The sequence below is a fragment of the Nonomuraea sp. NPDC049758 genome, from assembly GCF_040674635.1.
Taxonomy (GTDB): Bacteria; Actinomycetota; Actinomycetes; order Streptosporangiales; family Streptosporangiaceae; genus Nonomuraea.
This window is the reverse complement of record NZ_JBFAMZ010000007.1, coordinates 208,420-224,072: the sequence shown is the minus strand read 5'-3', so window position 1 is coordinate 224,072 and position 15,653 is coordinate 208,420. Positions and strand designations below refer to the sequence as shown.

The following is a 15,653-nucleotide window of genomic DNA, read 5'->3' as shown; positions in this document are numbered from 1 at the left end:
GGGAGCATGAGAATCGGTTTCGCCGTACCCCAGTCAGGGCCCTGGGCCACACCGGAGAACATGCGCCGCATCGCCGCGCGGGCCGAGGAGCTGGGCTACCACGAGCTCTGGACGTTCCAGCGGCTGCTGTACCCCGTCGGGCATCCCATGGGACCGACCTACCGCAGTGTCCACGACCCGCTGGTCACGCTGGCGCACCTGTCCGGCGTCACCGGGACGATCCGGCTGGGCGTGGCCGTGGTGAACGCGTACGTGCAGCCGGTCGTGCTGGCCAAGCAGCTCGCCACCCTGCAGACCCTCTCCGGCGGCCGGGTCAGCGCCGGCATCGGGCTCGGCTGGGTGCCGGAGGAGTTCGAGGCCGCGGGCGTCGGCATGGAGCGCCGAGGGCGCCGGGGCGAGGAGTTCGTCGAGCTGCTGCGCAAGGCGTGGACGGACGACGTCGTCGAGCACGACGGCGAGTTCTACCGGGTGCCGGCCTCCCACATCGACCCCAAGCCGGCGCCGGGGCCGCCGCAGGTGCTGCTGGGCGGCACCGCCGAGGTCGCGCTGCGCCGGGCCGGCCGGCTGGCCGACGGCTGGATCAGCTCCAGCAGGGAGGACCTGTCGGCGGTCGCGGGCCGGATCGCACTGATCAAGGAGGCGATCGCCGGCGCCGGGCGCGACGCGGCCCCGTTCCGCTACGTGTGCCGCGGCGTCACGCAGGTGCGGCCCGCCGGCGCCGAGGACGCCCGCCGGCCGCTGACCGGCACGTACGAGCAGATCAGGCAGGACGTCGCCGCCCTGGCCGCCGAGGGCGTCACGGACGTCTTCCACGACCTCAACTTCGACAAGGAGATCGTCACCGCCGACGCCGGGGAGGCGATGCGCCGGGCCGAGGAGGCCCTGGAGGCGCTGGCGCCCTAACCGCCGTAGGGGACCGTGATGATCTCCAGGTTGTGCCCGTCGGGGCCCGACCAGTAGAGCCCGCGGCCGCCGTCGTGGGTGTTGATCACGCCGGGCCTGGTGTGCCCCGGATCGGCCCAGAACGTCAGGCCGCGGCTCCTGATCCGCCCCCAGATCTGGTCGAACTCCTCCTCGCCGACGAGGAAGGCGTAGTGCTGCGGGGTCACCTCGCCGTCGGCCTGCATCACGTCGAGCGAGACGTCGTTGGCCAGCGTCACGACCCGGAACGGGCCGTAGACCGGCGCGGGCTCCAGACCGAGGACGTCGACCAGGAAGGCGGCCGTGGCGTCCCGGTCGGTGGCGGCGACGATGGTGTGGTTCAGCTGCACGGGCATGCGTTCACGCTACGTGCCGCAGCGCCTCGGCGGCCACCGCGCACCGCAGCTCGCGCATCCCCGGCCGCCCGCGCACCGGATGCACGGCGTTGGTCAGCAGCACCACGGTCAGCCCGCGCGCCGGATCGACCACCAGCGACGTCCCGGTGAACCCGGAGTGGCCGTAGGCGCCGCTCAGCGGGCCCACGATGCCGGGGTCGCCGATCCGCACGCCGAGCCCGTGCCGGAACGCGGCCCCCTCCGCCCCCTGGTCACGGGTCATCTCCGCCACGCTCGACGAGCTCAGCATCGCGCCCCCGCCCAGCCGCAGCGCCTCCCCGAAGGCCAGCAGGTCGTCCGCCGGAGCGAACAGGCCCGCGTGCCCGGCCACCCCGCCCAGGGCGTGGGCCGTCTCGTCGTGCACCTCGCCGCGCACGCAGCCGGGGCCGGGGCGTTCGGGCCTGAACTCGGTCGCCGCGACCCGCTCGGCCGGCCCACCGCCGCCGACCGGGCGGTAGCCGGTGCCGCCGAGGCCGAGCACGTCCGTGATCCGGGCGCGGACCAGGACGTCGAGCGGGGCGGACGCGGCCAGCTCGGCGATCCGGCCGGCCATCACCATGCCGACGTCGCTGTAGAGGTAGGGGCCGCCGACCGGGCCGGTGACCGGCGTGGTGAGCATCGCGGCCATGCGCTCGTCCGGCCCGGCCTGCGGAAGCTCCAGGTCGATCCGGCGGGTCGGCGTCAGGCCCGCCGTGTGGGTGAGCAGGCGGCGCAGCGTGATCCGCGGGTCGGCCCCGGGGAGCCACGACCGGACCGGCTCGTCCAGGTCGAGCAGGCCCTCCTCGGTGAGCGAGAGCACCGCCGCGGTGGTGCAGAGCTTGCTGACCGAGGCCAGGTCGAACACCGAGTCCCGGCGCGCGGGGGGCCGATCGGCGGCGAGCGTCCCGGGGGCCCCCGGGACGGCGTCCGATCCGGTGGTCGGCACGGCGTCGGCGTATCTGACCAGCTCGCCCACCGCCGCGGCGGCGGTCACCGTGCCGTGCGCGGCGATCAGCGCGACCGCCGCCGGGCACACCTTCGGCACCGCGGCGGCCAGCAGGCGCTCCAGCCGGTCCGACATCCCCGTTCCCCCCTCGTCAGTCCCCGATGGTGCCCCGGCGCCTCCCGCCGGTACGTCAGCCGCTGAGCGCGTCGCTGAGGCGCTCTCCGTGCGACTCCAGCAGCGCGCGGGCCGCGTCGGGGTCCAGGCCGTGCTGGATCATCACCACGGCCGTCTTCGCCTGCCCGCCGGCCGCCTCCAGCGCCGCCTCCGCCGTGGCGGCGTCGGCCCCGGTGATCTCGCGCACCATGCGCAGCGCGCGGGAGGCGAGCTTGCTGTTCATGGCCGACATCTCGATCATCTTGTTCCCGTAGGTCCGGCCCAGCCGGACCATGGAGATCGTCGAGATCATGTTGAGCACGAGCTTCTGCGCCGTGCCCGCCTTCAGCCTGGTCGAGCCCGCCACCACCTCGGGCCCCACCACGACCTCGATCCCGTGCTCGGCGGCGGCCGACAGCGGCGCGCCCGTGTTGCACGACAGCGCCGCGGTCAGCGCCCCCCGGCCGGCGGCCTCGGCCAGCGCGCCCAGCACGAACGGGGCCCGACCGCTGGCCGACACGCCCACCACCGAGTCGAGCGCGCCCACCTCCAGGTCCTTCATGGCCGCCGCGCCCGCCTCGGCGTCGTCCTCCGCGCCCTCGATGGACCGGGTCAGCGCCTCCGGCCCGCCGGCGATGACGCCCTGCACCAGCGAGGGGTCGGTGCCGAACGTCGGAGGGCACTCGCTGGCGTCGAGCACGGCCAGCCGTCCCGAGGTGCCGGCGCCGACGTACAGCAGCCTGCCTCCCTCGGCCATCCGGGCGGCGATCGCGTCGATGGCCGCCGAGATCGCCGGGACGGCCGCGGCCACGGCCACGGGCACCTCGGCGTCGGCCTGGTTCATCAGTCGGGCGATCTGCTCCGTCGGCAGCCGGTCGATCTGGCTGTAGCGGGGATCGCTCTGCTCGGTGGACAGCTCGGGCAGCGGATCAATCATGACGCTAATTTCCACCCTTTACTTCTCAGTTGTAAATATCTTTCAGAGAATGGATCCATGTCACACGTACGCACCGGAGCCGAACGGCTGGCCGCGGACCCCGCGCTGGCCGGCGGCGACCGTCTCGGCCTGATCACCAATCCCACCGGCGTCCTGCCCGACCTGACCCCCACGACCGACGCCCTGCTGGCCGCGGGCCTGCCCCTGACCGCGCTGTTCGGCCCCGAGCACGGCCTGCGCGGCACGGCCCAGGCGGGATCGAGCGAGCGCGACGCGGTGGACCCCGCGACGGGACTGCCGGTCTTCGACACCCACGAGCTGTCGGGCGACGACCTCGACCGCGTGGTCGCCGCCTCCGGCGTGGACACGCTGGTCTTCGACATCGCCGACGTGGGCGCCCGCTTCTACACCTTCGTGTGGACCATGTACGACCTGCTGGCCTCGGCCGCGCGGCTGGGCCTGCGGTTCGTGGTGCTGGACCGGCCCAACCCCCTGGGCGGGACCGTCGAGGAGGGCCCTCTGCTGGACCCGGCGTTCGCCAGCTTCGTGGGCCGCTTCCCGCTGCCCGTGCGCCACGGCAGGACCGCGGGGGAGCTGGCGGCGCTGTTCGGCTTCGACGCCGACCTGCGGGTGGTCACGATGGAGGGCTGGCGGCGGGACATGAGCTGGGCGGAGACCGGCCTGCCCTGGGTGATGCCCTCGGTCAACATGCCGACCCCCGACACCGCGCTGGTCTACCCGGGCACCGGGCTGTTCGAGGGCACCAACTTCTCCGAGGGCCGCGGCACCACCCGGCCGTTCGAGCTGGTCGGGGCGCCGTACGCGGACGAGCGCTACGCGGCCGCCCTGAACGGGCTGGAGCTGCCGGGGGTGCGGTTCAGGGACACCTGGTTCACCCCGACGTTCCACAAGCACGCGGGCCTGCCCGTCCGCGGGGTGCAGCTGCACGTGCACGACCCGCGGGCCTTCCGGCCGGTGCTGACCGGGTTGTCGATGCTGCACACGGCCCGCGTCCTCTACCCGGACGACCTGGTCTGGAAGGGCGAGGAGCTGTTCCTCGACCTGCTCTGGGGCTCCGACACGCTCACGCGCTGCCTGGAGGCCGGGGACGACCCGCGCGAGCTGTGCCCGCCGCCCGGCCGTCCCGAAGGACATCTGCTCTACAGCTGACATCAGGCCAGATCGCGCCGGTAGAGCCAGAAGACGCGTTCGGCTCGCGCGCCCACGGCGCGCGAGTAGAACCGCAACGGCCCCACCCATCCGATCTCGGCGCTCTCCTGACCGGCGGCCCGCTGCTCGGCCAGGCAGCGGCGCAGCAGCACCCCGCCGAGGCCGAGCCCGCGGGCGTCCGGAGCGGTGCCCATCGGGCCGAACCAGGCCGGCCGCGCCCCCCAGGCGGCGAAGGCCAGGACGCGCCCGTCGCGCTCGGCGTAGTGCAGGCCGGTCGCGTTGGCCGCCTCCCAGGCCCACCGCTCGTTCCAGTGCTCCTCGACGAACGCGGCCACGGCCGAGCGGTCGGCGCCCGCCGCCCGCACCGTGACCCCCGCCTGCTCCAGCCGCGCCAGGTCGTCCTCGACGGACAGGTCGGCCCGCAGGTCGGCGGTCATGTTCCAGGCGACGTGGTAACGCTCGTAGCCCAGGCTCTCGGCCAGGCAGGCGGCGGCGGTGTACCGCACGTCGATGCCGGGCCAGGCGTAGCAGGGCGGGTTCCCGGCGAAGCGCGCCTGCCGCACGCCGTGCCCCCGCAGCCACTCCTCGGCCGCCCCCACCAGCGCCCGCCCGTGCCCGCGGCCCTGGACCGAGGGGTGCACGGCCAGCAGGTCCAGGTGCCCGACCTCGGGATCCCTCGACGAGACCGACGTCATCACCACCCCGCCGTCGGTCGCCAGCGCCGTCCAGCGGCGGTCGGCGGGCGGCTCGGCCAGGCGCCGGACCAGGCCGGGGGCCTCGGACGCGTCCAGCGTCAGCGCGGCGGCGGCCACCCGGGCGGCCTCGGCCAGGTCCGCGCCGCGGACGGTGGGCGACATCACACCTCGCTCATCGGGCGGGCGATCACGTCGCGCCGCTCGGGGTAGAAGCACGCGTGCTGCTGCGGCACGCCCTCGGTGATCTGCAGCAGCGGCCGCTCGCCCGCGCACCGCTCGCCTTGGAAGGGGCAGCGGCGGGCGAAGAGGCAGCCCTCGTCGGCCTTGCTCTCGTCCAGCGACTCCAGCGGCGTCACCGGCTGCGCGCCGGGCTCCTCCAGGCCGTGCAGCACGGGGATGGCCGACAGCAGCGACTGCGTGTACGGGTGCACCGGGTCGGCGATGACCGTGTCCACCGGGCCGCGCTCGACGACCTGGCCGCGGTAGATGACGTAGAGCTCGCCGTCGTCGCCGATGTAGCGGGCGGTGGCCACGTCGTGGGTGATGAACAGCACGCTCACGCCCAGCCGCTCGCGCAGGTCCTTCAGCAGCGCGAGGATGCCCAGCCGGAGCGAGACGTCGATCATCGAGACGGCCTCGTCGGCGACCAGCATCTCCGGGTCGACGGTCAGCGCGCGGGCGATGACCACCCGCTGCCGCATGCCGCCCGAGAGCTGGTGCGGGTAGCGCCCCAGCACCGAGCCCGGGTCGAGGCCCACCATCGACAGCACCTCGGCGGCCCGCTCCTCGATCCACTCCTTCGACCGCCCGGTCTGCCCGGCCCGCAGGCTGAGCGGCGCGTACAGCGTCTGGTGGATGGTCCGGGTCGGGTTGAGCGCCGAGTACGGGTCCTGGTGGATCATCTGGATCTTGCGGAAGTACGGCTGGCGCCTCTTCTGCTTGAGCCCCGACATGGACACGTCGCCGATGACGATCTCGCCCTCGTCGTAGGTCTCCAGCCCGGCGATGATCCGGCCCAGCGTGGTCTTGCCGCAGCCGGACTCGCCGATGAAGGAGGCCGCGCCGCCCTTGGGGATGGAGAAGTCCACCCCGCGCAGCGCCCGCACCTCCCGCCCGGCCAGCACGTTGCCGCGCTGCTTGTACGTCTTGACGATGCCGGTCCCGGTGATCACGCGTGCTCCTTCACGGTCACGGCGTGGCAGGCCACGACCCTCGATCCATGCGCCACGGCCTGCGGGTCGACGGTGTCGCACACGTCCATGCGCAGCGCGCAGCGCTCCCTGAACACGCAGCCCTCCTTCGGCACCGTGGCCAGCGTCGGCGGCCGGCCGGGCAGCGCCTGGGCCTCGGCGATGTCGCCCACGAGCCGGGGGATGGCGCTGATCAGGCCCCGGGTGTAGGGGTGGCTGGGGGAGCCGAGCACGTCGCGGGTGGGGCCCTGCTCGACCAGGCGGCCGCCGTACATGACGACCAGGCGGTCGGCGACCTCGGCCACGACGCCGATGTCGTGCGTGATGACCAGCGTGGTCAGGCCGCGCTCGGCGTGCACCTCGCGGACGATCTTCAGGATGTTCGCCTGAGTGATCATGTCCAGGGCGGTCGTCGGCTCGTCGAGCACCACCAGGTGGGCGTTGAGCACCAGCGCCAGCATGATGCCGACCCGCTGGCGCATGCCGCCGGACAGCTCGTGCTGGTGCGAGTCGAGCACGCGCGCGCCGTCCAGGCCCATCCGGCCCAGCAGCTCCTTGGCCTCGCGGACCAGGCCGCGCAGGTCCTCCACGCCGTGCGAGCGGCCCAGGTCGAGGAGCTGCTTGCCGACCGTCTTGAGCGGGTTGAGCGAGTTCTGGGCGGCCTGGAAGACGTACCCGATGTGCCGGCCGCGGGCCTTGCGCAGCTCCTCGCCGGCGAAGCCGGTCACGTCGCCGAGACCGTCGATCTCGACGCTGCCCGCGGCGATCCTGCCCGGCGGCTGCACCGCATTGAGCAGCGACAGCGCCAGCGTGGACTTGCCCGAGCCGGACTCGCCGACGATGCCGGTGATCGTGCCGGGCTCCAGCGTCAGCGTGACGTCCCGGACGGCGGGCAGTTCGCCCGCGGGGGTCTTGTAGACGACCGTCAGGCCGTCGATGCGCACTCCCGGCGCTTGTTCGGCCACTTGCTACTCCTCGCGCAGCCGGGGGTTGAAGATCTCGTCCATGGCGTCCACCACGAGCACGATGCCGAGCGTGAGCAGCAGGATCGCCAGCAGTGGCGCCAGCAGGTAGCCCAGCGCGTTCGGCGTGATCATCGCGCCCGCCTGGAACACGGCGAGGTTGAGCATCACACCCCAGTTGTCCGACTCGTACGGCAGCACGCCCAGGAAGAACAGGCCCACCTGCGAGTAGACCGCGCCGGTGACCGCGATGAGCATGTTCATCGCGATGTAGGGCGCCATGCTCGGCAGCAGCTCCTTGCCGATGATGTGCGTGGTGGACAGCCCGAGCCCGCGGGCGGCCTCGATGAACCCGCGCTCGCGCAGCGACAGCGTCTGCGAGCGCACCGCCCGCGCCACGCCGCCCCAGCCGAGCAGGCCCAGTACCAGGCCCATCTGGATGGGGTTGCCGAACTTCCACACGGTCGCCAGCACCAGCAGCAGCGGCAGGCCGGGGATGGTGAGCTTCATGTCGGTCAGCCGCATGAGCACGGTGTCCCAGCGCCCCCGCTTGAAGCCGGAGAACAGGCCGATCGCGGTGCCGGCGACGACCGTGATGATCGCGGTGACCAGGGCGGTGAGCAGGACGTAACGCGAGCCCTTGATGACCAGCGCGATCACGTCCCGGCCCTGCGGGTCGGTGCCGAACCAGTGGTCCCAGCTCGGCGGCTGGGTGATCGCGCTCGCGTTGGTCGGCAGGTGCTCGGGCAGCAGCATCGGCCCGATCACCGCCATGACGATGAAACCGGCGATGATGACGACCCCGGCCATGCGGCTGGGCTTGCGCTTCATCACCCGCCAGACGCCGTTCCAGAAGTTGCGGCGCATGGCCGAGGCGGCCGGCGCGGCCTCCGGGATGAGCGTGGCGCTCACGAGCCCTCCTCTCCGCTGCGCACCCGCGGGTCGATGACCGTGTAGAACAGGTCCGCGACGATGTTGGCGATGATCGTGCCGACCGTGATCAGCAGGAACGCCCCGCCCATCAGGCCGTAGTCGCGGTCCTGGACGCCGCTGATCAGCAGCCAGCCGAGACCCGGGTAGTTGAAGATCTTCTCGATGAAGACCGCGCCGCCCAGCAGCAGGCCCAGCGACAGGGCGAGCATGGTGAACAGCGGCAGGATCGCGTTGCGCGCGATGTAGCGGAACACGATCGAGCGCTTCATGCCGCGCAGTTCGGCGGCCAGGATGAAGTCGTCGCCCAGCACGGTGACCACGCTCGACTTCATCGCCAGGATCCAGCCGCCGTAGGCCGACAGCGCGTACGTGGCCACCGGCAGCACCGCGTGCTCGACCAGCGAGCCGATGTAGCCGGCGTTGAAGCCGGGCTCGAACAGGATGTCCACCGAGCCGTCGGCCGGCAGGATCGGGAGCAGCGTCGCGAAGATCACCACGAGCAGCATCGCCAGCACGTACTGCGGGATGCCGTGCAGCAGCGAGCCGGAGATGGCCAGGGCGTCGCCCAGCTTGCCGGTGCGCTTGATGGCGGCGTACACGCCGAGCAGGATCCCGACGAGGAAGCTCAGCAGCGTGCCGGCCAGCACCGGTAGAACGGTCCACTTGGCGGCGTCGGTGAGCACGTCGACCACGGAGGTGCCGGGCCGGCTGACCGACATGCCGAGGTCGAGGTGGAGCAGGCCGGTCATGTAGTCGGTGTACTGCTGCCACAGCGTGCCGTCGGGCAGGAAGCCGTACAGGACCTTGACGGCCTGCGCGGCGGCCTCGGGCGACATGCCCTGCTCGACCAGCTTCTCGTAGCGGGCGGCCATCGGGTCGCCGGGGATGTTGTTGATGATGAAGAAGCTGATCGTCGCGACTACGAGGATCATGACGAACCCGCGGGCCAGGTGGCCCGCGAGTCGTCGTGCGATGAGCGCCATGAACTACGACTTCGCCTTGATCATGCCGAGCTGGATCCAGACGCCCGAGGGCAGGACGCCGGCGCCCATGCGCAGGATCTCGTCGTCGTGCGGCCAGCCGGTGAAGCGGCTGTTGTTGACGAACTGGGTGTTGACGTAGTCCCAGAGCTGGATGACCGGGAGGTCCTGGTTGGCGGCCTTGGCGAGCTGGGCCATGATCGGCTTGGCCTGCTCCTCGGTGGCCGAGTTCAGCTTGCCGGTCAGCTCACCGGGGTTGATCTTGGCGCCGTCGACCTCGATCTCCTCGGGGCCGCCCATCCAGTTGCCGGCCTTGCCGGGCTCGGAGTGCTTGACCTTGCCCGCGACGTTCGTCCAGCCGTTGGAGGCGCCGTACAGGCGCTGGTAGATGTCGTACGGCGCGGGGCCGAGCGCCATCAGCCAGAAGCCCACGTCGTACTTGCCGGCCGCCAGCTCCTCCAGGTAGAGGGGGTAGTCGTTGGCCGTGACGACCTCGGCGTCGACGCCGGCCTTGACGAGCTGGCTCTTGATGTTCTCCTGGGCCGACAGCCAGTCGGAGAAGCCGGCGGGCGCGTGCATGGAGACCTTCCACGCCGAGCCGTCGGCCAGCGTCCACTTGCCGTCCTTCTTGGTGAGGCCGGCCTCCTTGAACTCGGCCTCGGCCTTGGCCACGTCGGGCGCGTACGGCTCCAGCTTGGGCAGCTCGTCGGGGATCCACGCCTGCGCGGCCTTCTGGTGGATGCCGCTGGTGGTGACCGCCGCCGTGCCGCCCTCGGGCGAGGCCACCTTGGTGACCTCCTCGCGGTTGATCAGGTAGGCCAGGCCGCGCCGCACGTGCACGTTGTCGTACGGCTTCTTGGACTGGTTGAAGGCCATGCTCACCGCGACCGGCGAGTAGCCCTTGATGACCTCGTTGCCGGCGGCCGCCTTGATCCGGTTCATCACGTCGGACGGGGCGGCGGTGAAGCCGGCGTGGTCGAGCTTGCCCGCGGTGAGGTAGTTCCAGATCTGCTCGTTGCCGGTGTAGTTGAGGAACTTCACCTGCGCAGGCGCCACGTTCGCGGCGTTGTAGAAGTACTTGTTCTTGACCAGCAGCGCCTCGGACGGGTTCACCCGCTCCAGCACGAACGGGCCGGCCGAGGTGTCCTTCGGCGGGGCGAAGGTGAGCACCTTCTCGCCCAGGCCGGTGATGGTCTCGCGGGCCTTGTCGGCCTCGGCGCCCTCGCCCCTGGAGGCCTTGAGCTGGTCCCAGAAGTCCGCGGGGAGCACGCTGCTCCACACGTGGGAGGGCAGGACGAACGTGTCGAGCACGCCGCGGGCGAACTTGGGGCTCGGGTTCGCCATGTCCTGGGTGATCTTGAGGGTGTGGTCGTCGACCACGGTCACGTCCGCCGCCGCGCCCGCGGCGCCCGGCGTGATGGAGAACGCCGTGCTGCCCTGGGTGTAGGCGATGCCGATGGACATCTTGACGTCCTCGGCGGTGACCGGCTTGCCGTCGGACCACTTGGCGTTCGGCTGGAGCTTGAGGGTGATCGCCGAGTTGTCCGGCGCGATCTCCCAGCTCTCCGCGATGCCGGGGAGGGCCTGGTTGGGGTCGGTCAGGTGGTTCTTGACCCAGCCCAGCTTCATCGCCGTGTAGCCGGGGAAGGAGTTGCCCTTCGGGTTGTACGGGTTGGCCGGGGCCGTGGCCTCCAGGCCCGGCCTGTTGACGTCGATCGTGGTGAAGAGCCCGCCACCACCACCGCTCGAGCCGCCGGACTTGTTGTTAGTACCACCGCTGCACGCCGCTGTGGCGGTGGCGAGGCCCAGCAACGCCACTACCGCTGCCAGTCGCTTCATCTGCCGCTCCGGGGGATGTCGGACCTGTTGAGGATCTGTAGGGAATTGACCGGACCCTACGGTCGCCAGCAGGCAGCGTCAATAATCTCCAGATGTTGTGAGTGTAATGTAACTTTCCTTCATAGAGGTCCGCCGTGGCGCCAATCTCCATCGTGCGACGGAGTGGGGCTTCAGTCCACGACCAGCACGGCGGCGCCGCTGACGCGGTCGGCGGCCAGATCCGCCAGCGCCCGGCCGGCCTCCTCCAGCGGGTAGAGCGTGGTCGCCACGCGCGGCGGATGTGCCAGCGCCAGCTCCAGATAGGCCCGGCCGTCGGCCCTGGTGTTGGCGGTCACGCTGCGCAGCGTGCGCTCCTGGAACAGGTGCCGCTCGTAGTTCAGCGTGGGCACGTCGGTCAGGTGGATGCCGGCGATCGCCAGCGTCCCGCCGCGGTCGAGCGCCTCCAGCGCGGGCGGCACCAGGTCGCCGACCGGCGCGAACAGGATCGCCGCGTCCAGCGGCTCGGGCGGCCGGTCGCCCGCCGAGGCCGCGCCCAGCTCCAGCGCCAGCTCCCTGGAGGCGTCCGACCTGGTCACGGCGTGCACCGTGGCGCCCTGCGCGATGGCCGCCTGCGCGGTGAGATGGGCCGAGGAGCCGAAGCCGTAGATGCCGAGCCGGCCGCCCGGCGGCAGGTCGCAGCGGGCCAGCGCCCGGTAGCCGATGATGCCCGCGCACAGCAGCGGCGCCAGCCGCTCGGCCGGCACGTCGTCCGGCAGGGGGTAGACGTAGCCCGCGGGGGCCACGACGTACTCGGCGTAGCCGCCGTCGGCGTCCCAGCCGGTGTAGGTCGAGTCCGGGCAGAGGTTCTCCGCGCCGCGCAGGCAGTAGCGGCACCGGCCGCACGTCGAGCGCAGCCAGGCCACCCCCACCCGCTCGCCGGAGCCCTCGACCCGGCCCACCACCTGGTGCCCGGGGGTGGTCCGCGGCCGCCGCGGCGCGAGGTCGCCCTCGGCCAGGTGCAGGTCGGTCCGGCACACGCCGCACGCCTCGACCCGGACCAGCACCTCGCCGGGGCCGGGCTCGGGGACGTCCCGCTCGACCCGCACGAGCGGGCCGGTCGCCATCGGCCCCGGCCGGTCCACCACCCAGGCGCGCATCACGGCCTCGACAGGCGCTCGTAGGCCAGCGAGGCGTACAGCGCGGCGCCGTCGGGCAGCACGGAGTCGTCGAAGACGGCGTCCGGCGAGTGGTTGTAGGGCGCCGTGGCCGGGTCGCGGTCGGGCGGGCAGGCCCCCAGGAAGACGAACGCGCCCGGTACCTCCTCCAGCACGTACGAGAAGTCCTCCGACCCCATGACCGGCTGCGGCGCCACGAAGTAGCGGCCAGGCCCGAACAGCTCGTCGGCGGTCGCCGAGACGAACCCGGCCTCGCCCTGGTTGTTGACCGTCACCGGGTACCCCATGCCGAACGACGCCTCGACCGTGAGCCCGTGCGCGGCCGCGATGCCCTCGACCACCTCCACCAGGCGCCGCTTGACCAGCCTCCGGTGCTCCTTGCTGAACGTGCGCACGGTCGCCTCGAAGCGCGCCTCGTCGGGGATCACGTTGTCGGCCGAGCCGCCGTGGAAGGTGCCCACGGTGATCACCACGGGGTCGAACACGTCGAACGTGCGGGTCACCATCGTCTGCAACGCCGTCACCATCTCGCAGCCGGCCGCGATCGGATCCTTGGCGCGGTGGGGGCTCGACCCGTGCCCGCCGGTGCCCTTCACCGTCACGCAGAACACGTCGGCCGCGGCCATCATCGGGCCGCCCCGCGAGGCGAACAGCCCCGGCGGCAGCATGGCCGACACCACGTGCATCCCGTACGCCGCCACCGGCCGGGCGCCGGCCGCGTCGAGCACGCCCTCGCCGATCATGTGCTTGGCGCCGTCGTGCCCCTCCTCGCCCGGCTGGAACATGAAGATCACGTCACCGGCGACGTCCGCGCGCCGCGCGCTGAGCAACCGGGCCGCGCCGACCAGCATGGCGGTGTGCAGGTCGTGGCCGCAGGCGTGCATCTGGCCGGCGTTCTGGGAGATGTAGGGCAGGTCGTTGCGCTCGTTCACCGGCAGGGCGTCCATGTCGCCGCGCAGCAGTACCGCGGGGCCCGGCCGGCCGCCGCGCAGCACCGCGGTGACCGAGCTGAGCGTCTTGCCGGTGGTGATCTCCAGGGGGAGCCCGTCGAGCGCGGCCAGCACCTTCTCCTGCGTCCTCGGCAGTTGCAGGCCGAGCTCGGGGGTGGTGTGCAGGGAGCGGCGGAGCTGGATGAGTTCGTCCCGCATGTCCAGGGCGGATTCAGTGAACGACATGATGAACATTGTTCACGTGTGCGGCGAGAAGTCGACAAGGCACGCTCGATACCATGAACGGGTGACTCAGCGTAAGCGGATCGACTCCTGGTTGTCCGACATGGACGGCGTCCTCGTCCACGAGGGGCGGCCGATCCCCGGTGCGGACGAATTCATCAAACGGCTCAAGGAGTCCGACAAGAAGTTCCGGGTCCTGACCAACAACTCCATCTACACCCAGCGCGACCTGTCGGTGCGCCTGGCCGGCGCCGGCCTCGACGTGCCCGCCGAGTCCATCTGGACCTCCGCACTGGCCACCGCCCAGTTCCTCGACGACCAGCGCCCCGGCGGGTCGGCGTACGTGATCGGCGAGGCCGGCCTGACCACGGCCCTGCACGAGGTCGGCTACATCCTGACCGACCTCGACCCCGACTACGTCGTGCTCGGCGAGACCCGCACCTACAGCTTCACCCAGATCACCCGGGCGATCCGGCTCATCGAGGCCGGCGCCCGCTTCATCGCCACCAACCCCGACCCGATCGGCCCCTCCACCGAGGGCTCGCTGCCGGCCTGCGGCGCGGTGGCCGCGATGATCACCAAGGCCACCGGCGTCGAGCCGTACTTCGTGGGCAAGCCCAACCCCCGCATGATGCGCAGCGCGCTCAACGCCATCGAGGGCCACAGCGAGACCACCGCCATGATCGGCGACCGCATGGACACCGACATCGTCTCCGGCATGGAGGCGGGGCTGTTCACGATCCTGGTGCTGACCGGCGTCACCCAGCGCGACCAGATCGACCGCTTCCCCTACCGTCCCTCGCTGGTCGTCGAGTCGGTCGCCGACCTCGTCGACCTGATCTGAGCGCGGCGGCTCGCCCGGGATGACAAGTCTTCTTCCGGGGCGCGAAGGATCGTGGCCCGGAAGAAGAAAACCACTCCCGGCGGCCGTCGTCCGGCGGCGCGGCGCGCGTCCGGCTGCGATCCTTGGTGGCGGAAGGTGACTTACCGAATGCGAGGAGGCGGCCGTGTGGCCTGAGGAGCCGGGGGAGCAGGGCGCGGAGGCGGAGCTGGCGACGCTGCGCGTCGAGGTGACCGAGGAGCTGCGGTTCGTCAGGACGGCGATGGCCGAGGAGTTCAACTCCCTGCGCTCGGAGATCCTCGACCTCAACATCAAACTGGACCGGCTGCTGCAACACGTCGGCATTTAGGACAACGAGGTCGACACCGCATCACATGGCCTTCGGGTAGCCTAACCTACGGTCCCGTAACCTGAAGGAGAAGATCTTTATGGCGATGTCTCAGACGGAACTGCTGCACGAGCTCGAACCCGTCGTGGGCGTGGAGCTCGATCGCCACAACGCGACGGCCAAGGAGTGGTTCCCGCACGAGTACATCCCGTGGAGCGAAGGGCGTGACTTCGACGGCATCTACGGCGGCCAGGCGTGGCAGGAGGGCGACTCGAAGATCCCCGAGGCCGCCCGCATCTCGCTGATCGTCAACCTGCTCACCGAGGACAACCTGCCCAGCTACCACCACGAGATCGCCACCACGTTCGGCCGTGACGGCGCGTGGGGCACGTGGGTCCACCGCTGGACCGCCGAGGAGGACCGCCACGGCACGGCCCTGCGCGACTACCTCACCGTCACCCGCGCGGTCGACCCGGTCGCGCTGGAGCGGGCCCGCATGCACCACATGGAGCAGGGCTTCGTCACCGAGTACAACACCATGCTCCAGCAGCTCGCCTACGTCTCCTTCCAGGAGCTGGCCACCCGCATCTCCCACCGCAACACCGGCAGGGCCTCCGGCGACGAGGGCTGCGAGCGCCTGCTCGCCCGCATCGCCGCCGACGAGAACCTGCACATGCTCTTCTACCGCAACCTGCTCAAGGCGGCCTTCGAGCTCGACCCCAACCAGACCATGCGCGCGGTGACCGACGTCGTCACCACCTTCCAGATGCCCGGCACGGGCATGGAGGGCTTCGCCCGCAAGGCCATGATCATCGCCCACGAGGGCATCTACGACCTGCGCCTGCACCTTGACGACGTGCTCATGCCGGTGCTGCGCCAGTGGGCGGTCTTCGACAAGACCGGGCTCGACGCCGAGGGCGAGCGGGCCCGCGAGGAGCTGTCGGCGTTCCTGGCCAGGACCGAGGTCACGGCCGCCAGGTTCGTCGAGCGCCGCGACGAGCGCCGCGCCCGCGCCGCCGCCAAGGGCTGACGCCGGGCCGCCGCCGGGCCGCCGCCCG

Annotated in this window: 16 protein-coding genes; 5 read left to right on the top strand and 11 right to left on the bottom strand. The window is 71.7% G+C overall.

What is annotated here, in order from left to right:
- The first annotated feature begins 6 nt into the window (after window positions 1-6).
- Window positions 7-903 (top strand): TIGR03619 family F420-dependent LLM class oxidoreductase, encoded by an 897-nt coding sequence (locus tag AB0J46_RS20570; protein ID WP_364333961.1) that lies wholly within the window; start codon window positions 7-9, stop codon window positions 901-903.
- Here AB0J46_RS20570 and AB0J46_RS20565 read toward each other — a convergent pair.
- From AB0J46_RS20565 to murQ, 3 genes are read right to left on the bottom strand one after another with little or no spacing between them, the layout of a single operon-like run.
- Window positions 900-1,277, bottom strand: coding sequence for a VOC family protein (locus tag AB0J46_RS20565; RefSeq protein ID WP_364333958.1), 378 nt, complete (start codon window positions 1,275-1,277; stop codon window positions 900-902). The two genes, AB0J46_RS20570 and AB0J46_RS20565, sit on opposite strands and share 4 nt — an antisense overlap.
- 4 nt (window positions 1,278-1,281) lie before the next feature.
- The gene (locus AB0J46_RS20560) at window positions 1,282-2,376 is read right to left on the bottom strand and encodes a serine hydrolase domain-containing protein (RefSeq protein WP_364333955.1); all 1,095 of its coding nucleotides are present in this window, start codon (window positions 2,374-2,376) and stop codon (window positions 1,282-1,284) included.
- Between the two features lie 55 nt (window positions 2,377-2,431).
- Window positions 2,432-3,331 (bottom strand): N-acetylmuramic acid 6-phosphate etherase, encoded by a 900-nt coding sequence (gene murQ, locus AB0J46_RS20555; RefSeq protein WP_364333952.1) that lies wholly within the window; start codon window positions 3,329-3,331, stop codon window positions 2,432-2,434.
- A 57-nt stretch (window positions 3,332-3,388) separates the two neighbouring features.
- Here murQ and AB0J46_RS20550 point away from each other — a divergent pair, with 57 nt between their 5' ends.
- Window positions 3,389-4,501: a DUF1343 domain-containing protein gene (locus AB0J46_RS20550; RefSeq protein ID WP_364333949.1), complete on the top strand. Its 1,113-nt coding sequence runs from the start codon at window positions 3,389-3,391 to the stop codon at window positions 4,499-4,501.
- Window positions 4,502-4,503: 2 nt separating this feature from the next.
- Here AB0J46_RS20550 and AB0J46_RS20545 read toward each other — a convergent pair whose 3' ends face one another.
- The 8 genes from AB0J46_RS20545 to AB0J46_RS20510 form a co-directional block, all read right to left on the bottom strand.
- Window positions 4,504-5,358: a GNAT family N-acetyltransferase gene (locus AB0J46_RS20545; RefSeq protein ID WP_364333946.1), complete on the bottom strand. Its 855-nt coding sequence runs from the start codon at window positions 5,356-5,358 to the stop codon at window positions 4,504-4,506.
- Window positions 5,358-6,368 (bottom strand): ABC transporter ATP-binding protein, encoded by a 1,011-nt coding sequence (locus tag AB0J46_RS20540; protein ID WP_352354161.1) that lies wholly within the window; start codon window positions 6,366-6,368, stop codon window positions 5,358-5,360. Before AB0J46_RS20540 ends, AB0J46_RS20545 begins: the two co-directional genes overlap by 1 nt.
- Window positions 6,365-7,351, bottom strand: a complete 987-nt coding sequence (locus AB0J46_RS20535; RefSeq protein WP_364333943.1) for an ABC transporter ATP-binding protein — start codon at window positions 7,349-7,351, stop codon at window positions 6,365-6,367. The genes AB0J46_RS20540 and AB0J46_RS20535 overlap by 4 nt, the downstream gene beginning before the upstream one ends.
- 3 nt (window positions 7,352-7,354) lie before the next feature.
- Window positions 7,355-8,260: an ABC transporter permease gene (locus tag AB0J46_RS20530; protein ID WP_364333940.1), complete on the bottom strand. Its 906-nt coding sequence runs from the start codon at window positions 8,258-8,260 to the stop codon at window positions 7,355-7,357.
- Window positions 8,257-9,264: an ABC transporter permease gene (locus tag AB0J46_RS20525; protein ID WP_364333937.1), complete on the bottom strand. Its 1,008-nt coding sequence runs from the start codon at window positions 9,262-9,264 to the stop codon at window positions 8,257-8,259. Before AB0J46_RS20525 ends, AB0J46_RS20530 begins: the two co-directional genes overlap by 4 nt.
- Window positions 9,265-9,267: 3 nt before the next feature.
- On the bottom strand, window positions 9,268-11,100 hold the full coding sequence (locus tag AB0J46_RS20520) for an ABC transporter substrate-binding protein (protein ID WP_364333934.1): 1,833 nt from the start codon (window positions 11,098-11,100) through the stop codon (window positions 9,268-9,270).
- 170 nt (window positions 11,101-11,270) lie between these two features.
- Entirely contained in the window at window positions 11,271-12,236 is a 966-nt protein-coding gene (locus AB0J46_RS20515; RefSeq protein WP_364333931.1) for a zinc-dependent alcohol dehydrogenase family protein, read from the bottom strand.
- Complete coding sequence (locus AB0J46_RS20510) at window positions 12,236-13,429, bottom strand: M20 family metallopeptidase (RefSeq protein ID WP_364333928.1); 1,194 nt, start codon at window positions 13,427-13,429, stop codon at window positions 12,236-12,238. The genes AB0J46_RS20515 and AB0J46_RS20510 overlap by 1 nt, the downstream gene beginning before the upstream one ends.
- Window positions 13,430-13,529: 100 nt before the next feature.
- Between AB0J46_RS20510 and AB0J46_RS20505 the strand changes: the two genes are divergently transcribed.
- The 3 genes from AB0J46_RS20505 (at window position 13,530) to AB0J46_RS20495 (ending at window position 15,625) form a co-directional block, all read left to right on the top strand.
- On the top strand, window positions 13,530-14,270 hold the full coding sequence (locus AB0J46_RS20505; RefSeq protein ID WP_364334674.1) for an HAD-IIA family hydrolase: 741 nt from the start codon (window positions 13,530-13,532) through the stop codon (window positions 14,268-14,270).
- Between the two features lie 163 nt (window positions 14,271-14,433).
- Window positions 14,434-14,616, top strand: a complete 183-nt coding sequence (locus AB0J46_RS20500) for a hypothetical protein (protein ID WP_364333925.1) — start codon at window positions 14,434-14,436, stop codon at window positions 14,614-14,616.
- A gap of 85 nt (window positions 14,617-14,701) precedes the next feature.
- Window positions 14,702-15,625, top strand: coding sequence for an acyl-ACP desaturase (locus AB0J46_RS20495; RefSeq protein WP_364333922.1), 924 nt, complete (start codon window positions 14,702-14,704; stop codon window positions 15,623-15,625).
- Window positions 15,626-15,653: the final 28 nt, after the last annotated feature.